Below are 14,666 nucleotides of genomic sequence, written 5' to 3'. Positions count from 1 at the left end.
CTCCTTGTTGATCGCGCCGACGACGATCACCGCGGCGAACCAGATCAGCCGCCGGTCGAACAGCAGCCACAGCGCGAGCAGGTAGAGCAGGTTGTTCAGCGGGTCGACCAGGTACGGGTTGCTGAACGCGTACGGCGCGTACCAGAACGTGCAGGCCAGCGCGACCGCGGCGAGCGCCGAGGTGTACAGCCGCAGGTTCAGGCGGACCCAGAGGAACTCGAAGAAGACGATCGCCGCGGCCAGGGTCAGCACGAACGTGAACCCCAGCCACACCGAGTCCAGCGAGATACCGGTGAACCGGTTGACGGTGTGGACGAGCCACGGGCTGAGCATCCGCAGCGCGAACGGGTTGTCGACCCGGGCGCCGGTCTGCACCGACATCGCGTAGTACTCGACGGCGTCGCCCCACGCCTTCTCGTGCGCGTTCGGCTGCACGGGGGCGTAGGAGATGAGGTTGAGCAGGGTCACCGTGGCCAGGCCCAGGTACACCGCGACTCGGTGGCCGGCTCGTCGTACGGGCGATTCGATCACTGTCCCCACGCCGAAAGCCTAGTGGTCGTTCATTCGGCGTGAGCTTCGCCCGGTTTGTGGCCTTCACCGCTTGAACGGTCGCCAAGAACCTACGGTCCCGTAACCTGGCGCGATGGCTGACCTCGTGTACCCGCCCGTGATCGCGGCGGCCCGGACGATGTTCCGGGTACTGGACAACCGCATCACGATCGAGGGCGCGGAGCACATCCCGCGCCACGGCGGTGCGGTCATCGCCTGCAACCACGTGAGCTACCTGGACTTCATCTTCTGCGGCCTCGGCGCGCGCCCGGCCAAGCGGCTGACGCGGTTCATGGCGAAGAAGGAGATCTTCGACAACCGGATCGCCGGGCCGCTGATGCGCGGGATGCACCACATCTCCGTCGACCGCTCGGCCGGCCTGGCCTCCTACCGCGAGGCGCTCGGGAAGCTGCAGGCCGGCGAGGTCGTCGGCGTCTTCCCGGAGGCGACGATCAGCCGGTCGTTCACCGTCAAGGAGATCAAGTCGGGCGCGGTCCGGATGGCCGCGGCGGCGAACGTCCCGGTCGTGCCGATGGCCCTGTGGGGCACGCAGCGGCTGTGGACGAAGGGCCGGCCCAAGGACCTGACCCGCCGGCACGTGCCGATCTCGATCCTCATCGGCGAGCCGATGCACCCGGCCAAGGGCGACGACTGGGACGTCGTGACGAAGGAGCTGCGCACCCGGATGAGCGCGCTGCTCGACCGGGCCCAGGCCGCCTACCCGGTCCAGCCCGCCTCCGACGAGGAGCGCTGGTGGCTGCCCGCCCACCTGGGCGGGACCGCGCCGACCCCGGCCGAGGCGGCCGAGCTCGACCGGCGCTAGAACAAATCGGCTAGAACCAGCGCTCGAGGACCTGCGCGACGCCGTCCTCGCCGGCCGGGCCGGTGATCTCGTCGGCCACCGACTGCGCCCGCGGGTGCCCGTTCTCCATCGCGACGCCGTGGCCGGCCCAGCGCAGCATCTCGACGTCGTTGGGCATGTCGCCGAAGGCGATCACCCCTTCCTGCGCGACGCCCAGCCGCTCGGCGACGTCGGCCAGGCCGGTCGCCTTCGTGATGCCGTGCGCGGACAGCTCCACCAGCCCACCCGACGACGAATAGGTGACGTCGACCTCGCGGTCGAACAGCGCGTTCACCGCGTCCGCCATCTCCTCCGACGACATCCCGATGTGGCTGACCAGCAGCTTGATCGCCGGGTGGCCGAGCACCTCGGCGCGCGGCGCCGTGCGGCCTTCGCCGTCGCCCCACGGGTTGTGGTACTTCGGCTCGATCACGAAGCTGCGCATCTCGTGGTCGGCGTCGGTGCTGACGCGCTCGGCGGCCAGCCGGCAGCCGGGGACGGCCTTGTCGAGCGCGTGCCCGATGTCGTGGAGCAGCTCGGGCTGCAGCAGCCCGTGCACCGCGACGACCTCCTCGCGGCCGCAGTCGTACAGGACGGCGCCGTTCGCGCACACGGCGTACCCGGTCAGGCCGAGGGGCTTGGCCACGGGCGCGATCCACCGCGGCGGCCGACCGCTGGCCAGCACGAACGGGACGCCCGCCTCGATCGCCCGGCGGACGGTCGCGATGGTGCGGGCGCTGAGCGATTCGGCGGGGCCGAGCAGGGTGCCGTCGACATCGGACGCGATCAACTGGGGTCTCTCCACCCCGCCATTGTCCCTGACACGTTCGGGTGCCCTCCTCCCCATCCGAGCGATTGTCGGTGGTTACCGATAGCGTCCCGAAGTGTGCGAGTAGGCATCGTCATTCTCCCTGAAGATCGTTGGTGGGCCGCGGAGCCGAAGTGGCGCGCGGCCGAGGAATACGGCTTCGACCACGCGTGGACGTACGACCACCTGGGCTGGCGCAACCTGGTCGACGGCCCGTGGTTCTCCGCGGTCCCGACCCTGACCGCCGCGGCGATGGTGACGTCCCGGATCCGGCTGGGCACGTTCGTGGCGTCGCCGGTCGCCCGGCACCCGGTGCCGTTCATGCGCGAGCTGACCACCCTGGACGACGTCTCCGACGGCCGGTTCGTCCTCGGCGTCGGCGCGGGCGTCGACCACCAGCACTACGACGGCGCGGTGCTCGGCGCCCCCGAGCTGACGGCCAAGCAGCGCGCGGACCGGTTCACCGAGTTCGTCGAGGCGCTCGACGGCCTGCTGATGACCGACAAGTTCGACTTCGAGGGCGAGTACTACCGCGCCCGCGGCGCCCGCAACCTGCCGGGCACGGTCCAGCGCCCGCGGCTGCCGTTCGTGGTCGCGGCGAACGGCCCCCGCACGATGACGCTGGCCGCGCGCTTCGGCGCGGGCTGGGTCACGACGGGCCGGGGCGGCAAGACCGAGGACGAGTGGTGGGCCGGCATCAAGCAGCTCACGGACGTCTTCGACGAGCGCCTGGACGCGGTCGGCCGCGAGCGGGCGAGCATCCAGCGCCACCTGAGCCTGGACGCATCGCCGGTGTTCTCGCTGAGCAGCGTGGAGGCGTTCCGCGACGCCGCGGGCCGCGCGGGCGAGCTGGGCTTCACCGACGTCATCGCGCACTGGCCGCGGTCGTCGTCGCCCTACGAAGGCCGCGAAGCGGTGCTGGAGCAGGTGGCGAGCGACGTCCTGCCGGAACTGCACGCTGGTCCGAACGGGTGACATCCGGCTAGCCGGGAAACCGATTGCCGTCCCTCAGGCGTCCATCACTGCAGACGCCAGAGATCACCCCGGGGGTGGTTGGGGGACGGAGGGCCCTCGTGGCCGCGGCACGGGGCGCCGCGGCCACGAGGGCTTCGCTATTTCTTGAATCGGCTACAGCACGATCTGGTAGATCACCGCGCCCGGGTTCCGGTACACCTCGCGCACGAAGTCGTGCCCGTCGAGGTGCCGCAGGCCCGGCGCGATCGGCGTGTCACGGCGGATCGTCCCGCTGCCGACCAGCACGTAGTGGATGTTGAGCCGCTGCGTGGCCGCGCGGACCTGCGGGTCGCTGTCGTAGTCGCCGAAGTGCATCGCCAGGTAGAGCGCGTCCGGGGGCGCGACGCCCGCGTCGTAGTGGCCGGCCACCGGGTGGACGCCGGTCAGCGCGTACATCCAGGCCGTGCCGTCCATCCGGTCGTTGAGCACCTTCTGGTCCGCCGGGATCCCCAGCGTGCCGAGGTGCTCCATCGCGTCGATCTCGTCCTGGCTGACCGGCGGGACGGTCTCGCCGGGCAGGCCGTTGTAGTACAGCAGCGACACCGTCTTGGCGTTGGCCGCGCGGTAGAACCCGCCGGTCAGCACGCCCATCGCGACGACCAGCAGCACCGCCGTCGCCAGCCCGACCCGGCCGGTCAGCCACGGCCGGGCGCGCACCCAGGCGCGTCCGCTCGCCAGCTTCGCCACCCAGCGCTGGGCCTCGCTCATGCCGTGTGCGGCGAGCAGGCACATCGGGATCGCGGCCAGCGCCATCAGCCGGAACCGGTCGTTCCACCAGGGTCGCGACAGCGTGATCACCCAGTCTTCGCCGCCGAAGCACGCGACGACGACGAACAGCGCGGACAGCCCGAGCGCCGAGAGCACCACCCAGCGCATCCGCCGCAGCGCGAGCAGCGTCAGCACGCCGACCGCGAGGAAGACCGTCAGCCAGAGCTGCGGGACCGGCAGCACCTGCTTGAACGTCGCCAGCATCGCCAGCGCCTTCCACACCGGCATGTGCGAGCCCCAGGCGTGGTACGGGTACGACCCGGACGTGAAGGTGATCGCGCCGAGGATCATCGGCGCGGACAGCACGCCCGCGGCGGCCATCACCGGCACCATCCGCAGGACGTCGCCGCCGACCACCCGCCAGGCCGGGCGCCCCTCGGGCACGCCGTCGAGGCGCTTGCCGCGCAGCGCCCGGTACCAGCGCTGCACGACCAGCGGGAACGCGAACAGCAGCGCCCCGAACAGCGCGCTCGAGTGCGCGGCGAGCAGGCCGGTCGCGCTCAGCGCCAGCACCGCGCCGGTGTCGACGCCCGGCCGCACGACGAACCGCTGCAGCGCGACCACCGCCAGCGGCGTCAGCACGATCCCGAGCGCGAACGGCAGCAGCCCGCTCGACACCGACTCGTACGCCCCCGTCGTCGCGCCGCCCGCGACCAGCGCCACGCTGGCGCCGAACACCGCGCGGCCGCCGAGCTGGCGCACCAGCGCGACCATGGCCAGCGCGAACAGCCCGGCGATCGGCATCGTGACGGCGTTGAGCGTGACCGGGACCGACGTCCCCGACAGCTGGTAGACCAGGGCCCCGACCAGGTGATAGGCGTTCGGGTAGAACGAGCCGTCCGGGTACCAGTTGATGGTGCCCATGCCGGTCAGGGAGCCGTCGCCGGTGTCGGCGATGTAGCGGATGCCGTTCGCGTGGAAGACGGTGTCCCAGCGCTGGAACACCGCGGTCGTCCCGCCGCGGCCGGTGATCACGACGGCGATCGACACGGCGGTGGCGACCGCCACGCAGGCCGCGACGGCCAGGTGCGCCCGGCGCGTCCACGGCTCCGGCGGCTCCTCGGCGCCCGGCGTCATCCAGCCGCGCGCGATCGAGAGCCGGCGCAGGCCGTGGAGCACGCCGGCGAGCAGCAGGGTGCAGGCGGCGACGCTCAGCGGGCCGTACGGCACGTGCGCGATCGCCAGCCACGGGCCGGCCAGGCCGGTGATGGCGTAGCTGAGCAGCGGCGCGAGCCCGGCCAGAGCCCAGCCGCGGACGCCGGCGGCCCAGCCCACGACGCCGCCGGGCACCGCCAGGACGGCCACATAAGTGGCCACGGCGGCGAAGTAGCTCCAGAAGTCCTCGGGTGCAGGCACTGCTTTCCAGGTGTGTCGTAGGCCGAAATGTGATAGTCGGGTGCGAGCCGGGTCAGCGACCCCCGTACCCTCGACGCCCGTGAGCGCGCACACGAACCCCGCACAGATTACTGAAGACGATTTCGCAGGTTACGACCTCGTCGTCGTCGGGTCCGGTTTCTTCGGCCTGACCGTCGCCGAACGGGCCGCGGCCGAGCTGGGCAAGAAGGTCCTCATCCTCGAGCGGCGCAGCCACCTCGGCGGCAACGCGTACTCGGAGGCGGACCCGGAGACCGGGATCGAGGTGCACAAGTACGGCGCGCACCTGTTCCACACCTCGAACAAGCGCGTCTGGGAGTACGTGAACCGGTTCACCGAGTTCACGAACTACCAGCACCGCGTGTTCGCGCGGGTCAAGGACCAGGTCTACTCGTTCCCGATGAACCTGGGCCTGATCAACCAGTTCTTCGGCAAGTCGCACACCCCGGACGAGGCCCGCGAGCTGATCGCCAAGCAGTCCTCCGAGTTCGAGACCGCCAACGCGCAGAACCTCGAGGAGAAGGCGATCTCGCTGGTCGGCCGGCCCCTCTACGAGGCGTTCATCCGCGGGTACACCGCGAAGCAGTGGGAGAACGACCCCAAGAACCTCGGCGAGAACATCATCACGCGCCTTCCGGTCCGCTACAACTTCGACAACCGGTACTTCAACGACACCTACGAGGGCCTGCCCGTCAACGGGTACACCGCGTGGCTCGAGAAGATGGCCGAGCACGAGAACATCGAGATCCGGCTGAACGTCGACTACTTCGACGTGCGCGAGCACATCCCGGCGGGCACCCCGACCGTCTACACCGGGCCGCTGGACCGCTACTTCGGCTACTCGGCGGGCCGGTTCACCTGGCGCACCGTCGACTTCGAGTCCGAGGTCGCGCCGACCGGTGACTTCCAGGGCACCTCGGTCGTCAACTACAACGACCAGGAAGTCCCCTACACCCGCATCATCGAGTTCCGGCACTTCCACCCGGAGCGGGACTACCCCAAGGACAAGACGGTCATCTTCCGCGAGTACTCCCGCTTCGCGGGCGAGGAAGACGAGCCGTACTACCCGATCAACACGCCGGACAACCGCGAGAAGCTCGAGGCCTACCGCGAGCTGGCCAAGACCGAGGCGCGCGAGAAGAACGTGCTGTTCGGCGGCCGGCTGGGCACGTACAAGTACCTCGACATGCACATGGCCATCGGCTCGGCGCTCTCGGCGTTCGACAACAAGATCGCCCCGCACCTGACCGACGGCGCGCCGCTCGACGGGTCCCTCGATGCTTGAGAAGGGGCAGCCCACCGGAGAGGTGGCGGTCCTGGCGAAGGCGCAGGGCTTTCTGAAGAGTGAAGCTTCGGTGAAGGCTGCGCGCGGCATGTCGCACTTCGGTGAGCACGCGCTCGGCTGGTTCGGCCTGGGCTTGCTCGGTGCCGTCGTCGACAAGAAGCGCCGCAAGGACTGGCTGGTCGCGTCGGCCGGTGTCGTGGGTGCGCACGCCGCGTCCATCGCGGTGAAACGCGTGGTCAGGCGGCCGCGACCGGACCACCCGAGCGTCGAGGTTCTGGTCGGCACGCCGAGCAAGCTGAGCTTCCCGTCGTCGCACGCGACGTCCACGACGGCGGCGGCGGTGCTCTACTCCGGATTGACCGGGCGTAACCTGGTGCCCGCCCTGGTACCGCCGATGCTGGCCTCGAGGCTCGTGCTCGGCGTTCACTATCCGACAGACGTCCTGGCCGGTGCAGCTCTCGGGGGGCTCGTCGGTGGTCTGATACGACGGAAGCTGAAGAAGAACCCATGAGCGAAACGACCGAGCAGCGCAACAGCGACGAAGCGGCCGTGACTCCTGAGGCACCGGAGACTGAAGTGTCTTCGGAGACCTCGACGGCGACTGCCGCCCCCGGGCCGTTGGGCCTGGTCGGCGGCGTCATCAAGACGGCCCGGCCCCGGCAGTGGGTGAAGAACGTCCTGGTCTTCGCGGCCCCGTTCTTCGCGTTCTCGAAGTCGACCGACCGCACCGGTCTCCTGATCGACGCGGTCATCGCCTTCGTGGCCTTTTCGCTGACAGCGAGCTCGGTCTACCTGATCAACGACGCCATCGACGTCGAGGCCGACCGGGCCCACCCGACCAAGCGCAACCGGCCGATCGCGGCCGGGATCGTGCCGGTCCCCGTCGCGTACGGGGCCGCGGTCGTGTTCTTCCTGGCCGGCCTCGGCGTGTCGTTCGCGGCGAGCTGGCAGCTCGCCGTCGTGCTGGGTGTGTACGAGGCCGTCCAGCTCGGCTACTGCTTCGGCCTGAAGCACCAGCCGGTGGTCGACCTGGCCATCGTCGGCTCGGGCTTCCTGATGCGTTCGATCGCCGGCGGTGTCGCGGGCGGCATCGCGCTTTCGCAGTGGTTCCTGCTGGTCACGGCGTTCGGTTCGCTGTTCATGGTCGCCGGCAAGCGCTACGCGGAGATCATGCTCTTCGAGCGCACCGGCGCGAAGATCCGCTCGTCGCTGAAGAAGTATTCGGCCAGCTACCTGCGGTTCGTCTGGGCGACGTCGGCGGCGATCCTGATCATGTCGTACTGCCTGTGGGCGTTCGAGATCCGCCAGACCGAGCACAACTCGGTGTGGGCGCTCATCTCGATGGTCCCGTTCCTGGTGGCGGTCCTGCGCTACGCGGTCGACGTCGACGGCGGCATCGCGGGCGAGCCCGAGGAGATCGCGCTCAAGGACCGCATCCTGCAGGTGCTGGGCGCGAGCTGGGTGATCACGCTGTTCCTGGCGTTCTACCTGTGACGTCTCATGGCGGATCGACAGGTGGGTTTCAGCTTCCGCACAGCTGAGGGGCGCACCCTGAAGTGGTGGGGGCGGGCACTGCGCCCGTCCCCGTGACCACAGGAGCGACGATGAACGACCAGCCGCGCGAAGTCCCGGAGGGGACGGAAGACCCGACCGTCGAGCAGCCCACGGCGCCGGCCGCGGCCGACCAGCCGACCACGCGGCAGCCGGTACCGCCGGCGCAGGGCGAGGCTGCCGGGCCGGGCCAGGAGCCCGCGACCCAGGCGGTTCCCACCGCCGCGCAGCCTCCGGCCGAAACGACTGCCCTGCCGAACGCGGCGCAGGGCCACGCCGGGACCGCCGCCTTGCCGAATGCCGCGCAGGGCGAGCCCGCTGCCGGGACCACCGCCCTGCCGAATGCCGCGCAGGGCCAGCCCGCTGCGCAACCCCCCACCGGCACCACCTCCTTGCCGAACGCGGCGCAAGCGGCCGACCAGACCGCCGCCCACGGCCAGCAGCCACCACCAGCGCCACCCACTCCACAGCTCTCCCAGCTCGGCCCCGGCCAGGCCTACGGCGCCTGGGGCCCGCCCGCCGCGGCCGCCCCGCGGCAGCCCGGCGGCTTCCGGCGGTTCGTGGGGCACCGCGCCACCCAGCTCGTCGGCGTCGGACTCCTCGGCCTGCTGATCGGCGGGGGCATCGTCGGCGGCATCGCCGCCGCCACCTCCCACGGCGGCGGCCCCCGCGACGGCCATCCCGGCATCCACCGGCAGCACAACGGCGGCAACCAGGGTCCCGACGGCCGCGGCTTCCCCGGCCGCGGTGGCGGGAACACCGGCAACTCGGGCAACTCCGGCGACGGGAACGGCATCTGACCGCTGTGGGCTGAGCCACCCGTACCCCGCTCAGATCACAGAAGCGTCACGGGCGGGGTACGGTGTCCCGGATGCGAAGCGCCTCCGCAGAACTCCCCGAGGCCGCCGGTGCGCTACCGGCGGCCGTCCCCGTTGCCCGCTCGTGGGCCCTCCCGGCTGGTGCCGCGGCGGCCTCCGCGCTGATGTTCGCACTGGTCAGCAGCCATCTCATCGATGACACGTACATCACGCTGTCCTACGCGAAGAACCTCGCCTTCCACGCCCACTGGGGCCTGATCGAGCAGGGGACGGCGAACACCGCGACGTCCCCGCTGAACGTCCTGGCCCTGGCCGCGGTCACGTTCGTCGTCCGCGACGCCGTGCTCGCCGCCGGGATCGTGTTCGTCGCCGCCCAGGTGCTGCTCGTCCTCGGCCTGCGCCGGCTCGGCGAGCGCACCGGGCTGCCGGCGGCGTTCGCGCCCGTGACGTTCGCGTTGCTGCTGCTCAACCCGCTCTTGCTGTCGTCGGTCGGGCTGGAGGTCGCGCTCGGCGCCACCGGCGTCGTCTGGACGCTGGTCTACGCCGGCGAGCGCAAGGCGGGCCGGCTCGGCGTCGTGATCGGGCTGCTCGCCCTCGTCCGGATCGACCTGCTGCTGATCGCAGCGGTGCTGTTCGCGGCCCGCCGCGAGTTCTGGACGGGCATCTGGCGCACGGTCTTCGCGACCCTCGCCGTGACGCTGCCGTGGTTCGCCTTCAGCTGGGTCGTGCTCGGCTCGGCCGTGCCGGACACGCTGGTCATCAAGATCAGCCAGCAGTCGTGGGGCCCGTTCAGCTTCACCAACGGCCCGCTCCTGTACTGGCGCAACTTCCCGGCCGAGGCGGCGCTGTCGTTCCTGCCGCTGCCGCTCGCGGGCCTGGCCGGCGTCGTCTGGATCGTCCAGTACCGCCGCGGCTCCGAAGCGGCCCGCCGCCTGACGCCGTTCGCGGCGCTGGCCGTCGCGGGCGCCCTGCACTACCTGGCCTACAGCCGCCTCGGCGTCCCGCCGTACCACTGGTACTACGCGCCGAGCATCATCGGCGCGACGATCTTCCTGGCGGCGTGCGCGAGCGCGGTCCCGGAACGCGTCCGCCGCGGAACGTGGACGGCGGCGGGCGTGGTCCTCGTGGCGAGCCTCGCGGCGTACGCGCTACCCGGTCTGCCCCGCCAGTTCGCGCCGATCACGAGCAACCACGCGTCGACGACGGAGTACCGCGAAATCGGCCAGCAGCTGGCCTCGATCGCCCACGGCCGCAAGGTGGAGACGGCGGGCGAGATCGGCGCGCTGGCGTACGCGTGCGACTGCGAGCTGGTGGACGAGTTCTCCGACCGCGGTGCCGTCGACCCGGCGATCAGCGAGACGAAGCGCCGCAGCGGCGACGTCGGCCGCGCGCTGCTGGAGGCCAACTTCCACAACTTCGACCACAGCGTCGCCCCGATCAGCCCGGACCTGGTCCTGGCCACGACCCGGCGCACCCCACCCGCGACGGCGCTGGCGAGCTGGCGGATCGACTCCCCGTGGATGGGCACCCAGAACCTCTACCTGATGCCCGCTCACGCGGCGGGCAGCTGATCGCGGCCGCGGAACAGCCGGGTCATCGTCCCCTCCCGGGCCAGCAGCACCTGCGTGACCACCTGGAGCAGCACGAAGCTCCCGATCGACAACGCCGTGTCGAGGCCCGGCACGGCGTCGACCGGGAGCGTGTACGCCATCGCGATGCTGCCCGCGCTGTGCAGCAGCCCGCCGACGCCCCACACGACCGTCAGCACCCGCCAGACGCGGCGGAACGACGGCGTGTCCGCCCAGCGCGCCTCCAGTGCCGCGGCCCGGCCGGGCACCAGGGCGAGCGTCGCCTGGTACGTCGTCGGGCGGCGGCCGATCCGGAGGCTCGCCAGCATCCACACGCCGATCAGCACGCTGAACCACGCGCCGCGGACCAGTTGCAGCCGCGCGTCGCCGGTCAGCAGCGTCGTCGCCAGGCTCACCGCGCCGATCAGCAGCACGAAGACGCCCATGCCGTCGACCCGGCGGTGCCGCGCGGCGAGGTAGAGCACCCGCAGCGCCGGCGGGAGGCCGCTCAGCGTCAGCGCCCAGACGGGCGCCACGTCGAACGCGCGCAGCAGGTAGTAGCCGCCGACCGGGGCGGCGAGGTCGCAGAGCAGCGTGCCGAGCATGTCCCCGAGCATCGCGGACGAGGTCGGCCGGCGGCATCGTCGAGCCGGTTCGTCACGCATCCACCGTCCGGTTGATGCCCAGCCGCTGCCGCGTGAGCTTCAGGCCGAGGACCACGGTGACCACGGTCAGCACGGTGTCGAGGACCGGCACGACGTCGACCGGCAGCGTGAACGCCATCACGACGACGGCGGACCCCAGCAGGAGGCAGCCGACGCCCCACCACAGCGTGGCCGCACGCCAGCGGTCGCGGAACGGCCCGGAAAGGCTCCACACCCGCTCGAGGTGCTCGGCGCGGGCGGGCTGCAGGGTGCGGGCCGCCCGGAACAGGAGCGGCCGCCGCCCGACGACCAGGCTGGCCAGCATGACCGCGCCGAGCGGCAGCGTTACCCACGCGCTGCGGACGAGCAGCAGCCGGGCGTCGCCGGAGAACACCGCCACCGCGGCGTTGACCAGCAGCACGGCCAGCACGAACGCGCTGATCGGGTCGATCCGCCGGTGCCGCGCCAGGACGTACCCGGTCCGCAGTACCGGCGGGACCGCGCCGACCAGTAGCGCCCACAGCGCGTCGACCTCGAAGGAGCGCAGGACGTAGTACAGGGCCATCGGGAGGGCGACGTCGCGGAGCAGCACCATCAGCCCACCGCGGTCGCTCGTCGTGTTCACCATGGTGACAGTCTGTTTCGACTGCCGGGTGCGCACATCGGCGCGCGGGCCTGGCCCGGATGGAAGTCCGGGTCAACCCACGGGTGGATGTGCCTCAGATGGGGAGCTTGCGGAAGATCGGCCGCGGGACGTGCCGCAGGGCCGACATCACCAGCCGGAACTGCGCCGGCGCCCACACCAGGTCCTTGCCCGCGCGTGCGGCCGCGACGGCGGTGTCCGCGACCTGCTCGGCCGTCTGCGCCAGGGGAGCGTCCTTCAGGCCCTCGGTCATCTTCGTCTTGACGTGGCCCGGGCGGACGACCGTCACCTGCACGCCGTGCGGGGCGAGCGCCTCGCCGAGGCCCAGGTAGAAGCCGTCGAAACCGGCCTTCGTCGAGCCGTACACGAAGTTGGAGCGGCGGACGCGCTCGCCGGCCACCGACGACAGCGCGATCACCGTGCCGTGGCCCTGGGCCTTGAGCTTCTCCGACAGCGCGACGCCGACCGACACCGCGGCGGTGTAGTTCACCGTGGCCAGCTCGACAGCCTTCGCGTGGTCCTGCCAGACCTCTTCGGGGTCGCCGAGCAGGCCGAACGCGACGACCGCCACGTCGATGTCGCCGCCCTCGAACGCCTTGGCCAGCACCGCGGGGTGCGACGCCGTGTCCTTGGCGTCGAAGTCCACAGTGGACACTTCGGCGCCGCGGTCCTTCAGGCGCTGCGCGGCCGCGTCGAGCCGGGGCGACGGCCGGGCCGCGAGCACGACCCGCAGCGGCTTCTCGGCCAGGTACTTCTCGGCGATCGCCAGCGCGATGTCGGACGTGCCGCCGAGCAGGAGCAGGGACTGGGGGTTGCCCACCGCGTCGATCACAGTTCGAGCCTCCGGCTCATGTCAGAGGCGAAAACGCCTTCGGGGTCAACGGAAGCGCGGATCTTGCGCCACTCTTCGAGCCGCGGGTACATCTTGGCGAACGTCTCCGCGGAGGTCCGGGAGTCCTTCGCCGTGTACAGCCGGCCGCCCGCGGCCAGCACGGCGTCGTCGAGCTCCAGGCAGAACCGGCTCAGGCCGTCCTTGATCGGGAAGTCGACGCTGAGCATCCAGCCCGGCGACGGCCACGACATGGGCGCCGGGTTGGCGTCGCCCATGCGCTTGAACACGTTGAGGAACGAGTAGTGGCCCGACGTCGCGATCCGCCGGCAGATGGCCTTGAGCTGGTCCTCCGCGCCGAACGGCACCGAGAACTGGTACTGCAGGAAACCCTTGGAACCGTAGGCGCGGTTCCACTCGCTCAGCATGTCCAGCGGGTGGTAGAACTGCGTCAGGTTCTGGATCTTGCCGCGCGCGCCCTTCTTGGGCACGGTCTTCTGCCACAGCTCGTTGATCAGCCCGAACGTGAGCTTGTTGCCCAGGCCGTTCGGGAAGACGTCCGGCAGGGTCGCCAGCTGCGGCGCGTCGAACTTCAGCGGCTCGGAACGCAGCTTCGGCGGCAGCTCGTCCAGCTTCGCGAGCGAACCGCGCGAGAACGTCGCCCGGCCGAGCCGGTGGTCCGAGGAGATCAGGTCCGGCACCGACATCGAGTAGTCGTACGTCAGGTCGGAGCCGTCGGTGAACAGGCCGAGCGTCTCGTCGAGGCTGGCCGTGCGGTCGGCGTCGACGATGAAGTACGCGGTCTCGGTCTTCTTCATCCGGACCGTCGCGCGGACGATGATCCCGGTCAGCCCGATGCCGGCGACGGTCGCCCAGAACAGCTCCGACTCGGGGCCCTCCGGGGTGAGCGTGCGCACCTGGCCGTCGGCGGTCAGCAGGTCCATCGACACGACGTGGTTGCCGAAGCTGCCCGCGCTGTGGTGGTTCTTGCCGTGGATGTCGTTGGCGATCGCGCCGCCGATCGTCACCTGGCGGGTGCCCGGCAGCACCGGGACCCACAGGCCGTACGGCAGCGCCTCGCGCATCAGCTTGTCCAGGCTGACGCCGGCGTCGAGGTCCACGAGACCCGAGTCCGGGTCGATCGAGTGGATCCGGTCGAGGGCGGTCATGTCGATGACCAGGCCGCCGGCGTTCTGCGCCGGGTCGCCGTAGGACCGGCCGAGGCCACGCGCGATGACGCCGCGTCCGCCGGCCTGGCGCACGGCCCGGGCGATGGTCTCGACGTCCGGCGTGGTCAGGACGTCGGCGACGGTCGGCGCGGTGCGTCCCCAGCCGGAAAGCGTGCGACGCTGTGTCTCGGGGGAGTGGGTCACCCGACCAGGGTAGCCACGCCGAACTACGCCCGGAACGTGACCCTGAAGTGCTCGTCTCTACACTTTGCGCATCAAGGCACAAGCGCCCGCGCGGGTGACCATGACTCAGGCAACGAGGTAATGCAGTGGTGGCGACCGATCCGCAAGCCGACATCGCAGCTGCTCAGCCGTCCAACATCGGACTGCTCGGGCAGCTCATTCGCTTCGCCCTGATCGGCGGCTTCTGCGCCCTGGTCGACCTGGGCACGTACACCCTGCTGACCCAGGTGGCCGGGATGGCCACCTCACCGTGGGTCGACATCGCCCGCGCTATCTCTTTCATCGTGGGCACGACCACGGCGTTCTTCCTGAACCGGAAGTTCACCTTCTCGGGTGGGCGCCGCGACGGCAAGGCGCAGATCGGCTCGTTCGTCCTGCTCTACACCGTGACGTTCTTCGTCGCGGTCGGGGTGAACCAGCTCATGCTGCACGTGCTGCCGGAGTCCGCCTGGCAGCACACCCTGTGCTGGGCCGTGTCGCAGGCCACCGCCACGGTGATCAACTTCGTGATGCTCAAGTGGGTCGTGTTCCGCGAGCCGTCGACCGAGGAGAACTGAGGAAC

The 14,666-nt window shown here is 70.9% G+C and carries 14 protein-coding genes; 8 read left to right on the top strand and 6 right to left on the bottom strand.

The genetic code is table 11. The features are described 5' to 3' along the window. The first annotated feature begins 643 nt into the window (after window positions 1–643). Window positions 644–1,372 (top strand): lysophospholipid acyltransferase family protein, encoded by a 729-nt coding sequence (locus ACIRSS_RS32590; RefSeq protein WP_400901517.1) that lies wholly within the window; start codon window positions 644–646, stop codon window positions 1,370–1,372. A gap of 10 nt (window positions 1,373–1,382) precedes the next feature. Here ACIRSS_RS32590 and ACIRSS_RS32585 read toward each other — a convergent pair whose 3' ends face one another. After that, window positions 1,383–2,180 carry an HAD family hydrolase gene (locus ACIRSS_RS32585; protein WP_400901959.1) on the bottom strand — a complete coding sequence of 266 codons (798 nt, stop codon included), beginning with the start codon at window positions 2,178–2,180 and terminating at the stop codon, window positions 1,383–1,385. Between the two features lie 96 nt (window positions 2,181–2,276). On the opposite strand from ACIRSS_RS32585, the gene ACIRSS_RS32580 reads away from it, so the two are divergent. Next, window positions 2,277–3,173, top strand: coding sequence for an LLM class flavin-dependent oxidoreductase (locus ACIRSS_RS32580; RefSeq protein ID WP_400901515.1), 897 nt, complete (start codon window positions 2,277–2,279; stop codon window positions 3,171–3,173). Window positions 3,174–3,326: 153 nt separating this feature from the next. Here ACIRSS_RS32580 and ACIRSS_RS32575 read toward each other — a convergent pair whose 3' ends face one another. Beyond that, the gene (locus tag ACIRSS_RS32575; protein ID WP_400901513.1) at window positions 3,327–5,336 is read right to left on the bottom strand and encodes a DUF6541 family protein; all 2,010 of its coding nucleotides are present in this window, start codon (window positions 5,334–5,336) and stop codon (window positions 3,327–3,329) included. Window positions 5,337–5,415: 79 nt separating this feature from the next. Between ACIRSS_RS32575 and glf the strand changes: the two genes are divergently transcribed. The 5 genes from glf to ACIRSS_RS32550 all read left to right on the top strand — a co-directional run bounded on the left by glf (window position 5,416) and on the right by ACIRSS_RS32550 (window position 10,579). Beyond that, on the top strand, window positions 5,416–6,639 hold the full coding sequence (gene glf / locus ACIRSS_RS32570; protein ID WP_400901511.1) for a UDP-galactopyranose mutase: 1,224 nt from the start codon (window positions 5,416–5,418) through the stop codon (window positions 6,637–6,639). Beyond that, the gene (locus tag ACIRSS_RS32565; RefSeq protein WP_086677332.1) at window positions 6,632–7,150 is read left to right on the top strand and encodes a phosphatase PAP2 family protein; all 519 of its coding nucleotides are present in this window, start codon (window positions 6,632–6,634) and stop codon (window positions 7,148–7,150) included. Before glf ends, ACIRSS_RS32565 begins: the two co-directional genes overlap by 8 nt. Next, window positions 7,147–8,133 (top strand): decaprenyl-phosphate phosphoribosyltransferase, encoded by a 987-nt coding sequence (locus tag ACIRSS_RS32560; protein ID WP_400901508.1) that lies wholly within the window; start codon window positions 7,147–7,149, stop codon window positions 8,131–8,133. The genes ACIRSS_RS32565 and ACIRSS_RS32560 overlap by 4 nt, the downstream gene beginning before the upstream one ends. Window positions 8,134–8,243: 110 nt before the next feature. Next, on the top strand, window positions 8,244–8,990 hold the full coding sequence (locus ACIRSS_RS32555) for a hypothetical protein (protein WP_400901506.1): 747 nt from the start codon (window positions 8,244–8,246) through the stop codon (window positions 8,988–8,990). 71 nt (window positions 8,991–9,061) lie between these two features. Continuing rightward, window positions 9,062–10,579, top strand: a complete 1,518-nt coding sequence (locus tag ACIRSS_RS32550) for a hypothetical protein (RefSeq protein WP_400901505.1) — start codon at window positions 9,062–9,064, stop codon at window positions 10,577–10,579. Here the strand turns inward: ACIRSS_RS32550 and ACIRSS_RS32545 are convergent. The 4 genes from ACIRSS_RS32545 to ACIRSS_RS32530 all read right to left on the bottom strand — a co-directional run bounded on the left by ACIRSS_RS32545 (window position 10,561) and on the right by ACIRSS_RS32530 (window position 14,065). Further along, on the bottom strand, window positions 10,561–11,181 hold the full coding sequence (locus ACIRSS_RS32545) for a VC0807 family protein (RefSeq protein WP_400901503.1): 621 nt from the start codon (window positions 11,179–11,181) through the stop codon (window positions 10,561–10,563). The two genes, ACIRSS_RS32550 and ACIRSS_RS32545, sit on opposite strands and share 19 nt — an antisense overlap. A gap of 52 nt (window positions 11,182–11,233) precedes the next feature. Then, entirely contained in the window at window positions 11,234–11,848 is a 615-nt protein-coding gene (locus tag ACIRSS_RS32540) for a VC0807 family protein (RefSeq protein WP_400901501.1), read from the bottom strand. A 91-nt stretch (window positions 11,849–11,939) separates the two neighbouring features. Next, the gene (locus tag ACIRSS_RS32535) at window positions 11,940–12,695 is read right to left on the bottom strand and encodes a decaprenylphospho-beta-D-erythro-pentofuranosid-2-ulose 2-reductase (protein WP_400901499.1); all 756 of its coding nucleotides are present in this window, start codon (window positions 12,693–12,695) and stop codon (window positions 11,940–11,942) included. After that, window positions 12,692–14,065 carry an FAD-binding protein gene (locus ACIRSS_RS32530; protein WP_400901497.1) on the bottom strand — a complete coding sequence of 458 codons (1,374 nt, stop codon included), beginning with the start codon at window positions 14,063–14,065 and terminating at the stop codon, window positions 12,692–12,694. The genes ACIRSS_RS32535 and ACIRSS_RS32530 overlap by 4 nt, the downstream gene beginning before the upstream one ends. A gap of 125 nt (window positions 14,066–14,190) precedes the next feature. Here ACIRSS_RS32530 and ACIRSS_RS32525 point away from each other — a divergent pair, with 125 nt between their 5' ends. Then, window positions 14,191–14,661 carry a GtrA family protein gene (locus ACIRSS_RS32525; protein ID WP_400901495.1) on the top strand — a complete coding sequence of 157 codons (471 nt, stop codon included), beginning with the start codon at window positions 14,191–14,193 and terminating at the stop codon, window positions 14,659–14,661. The last annotated feature ends 5 nt before the right edge of the window (window positions 14,662–14,666 follow it).

Origin of the sequence: Amycolatopsis sp. NPDC101161, assembly GCF_044768185.1 — a bacterium.
In the GTDB taxonomy this organism is placed as follows: domain Bacteria; phylum Actinomycetota; class Actinomycetes; order Mycobacteriales; family Pseudonocardiaceae; genus Amycolatopsis.
The sequence above is the reverse complement of the archived record's forward strand: the minus strand, read 5'-3'. Positions and strand labels throughout refer to the sequence as shown.

Coding starts and splice junctions, on each gene's coding strand:
- ACIRSS_RS32590 (WP_400901517.1), top strand. CDS start 644: ATGGCTGACCTCGTGTACCCGCCCGTGATCGCGGCGGCCCGGACGATG.
- ACIRSS_RS32550 (WP_400901505.1), top strand. CDS start 9,062: ATGCGAAGCGCCTCCGCAGAACTCCCCGAGGCCGCCGGTGCGCTACCG.
- ACIRSS_RS32555 (WP_400901506.1), top strand. CDS start 8,244: ATGAACGACCAGCCGCGCGAAGTCCCGGAGGGGACGGAAGACCCGACC.
- ACIRSS_RS32565 (WP_086677332.1), top strand. CDS start 6,632: ATGCTTGAGAAGGGGCAGCCCACCGGAGAGGTGGCGGTCCTGGCGAAG.
- ACIRSS_RS32540 (WP_400901501.1), bottom strand. CDS start 11,848: ATGGTGAACACGACGAGCGACCGCGGTGGGCTGATGGTGCTGCTCCGC.
- ACIRSS_RS32545 (WP_400901503.1), bottom strand. CDS start 11,181: ATGCTCGGCACGCTGCTCTGCGACCTCGCCGCCCCGGTCGGCGGCTAC.
- ACIRSS_RS32560 (WP_400901508.1), top strand. CDS start 7,147: ATGAGCGAAACGACCGAGCAGCGCAACAGCGACGAAGCGGCCGTGACT.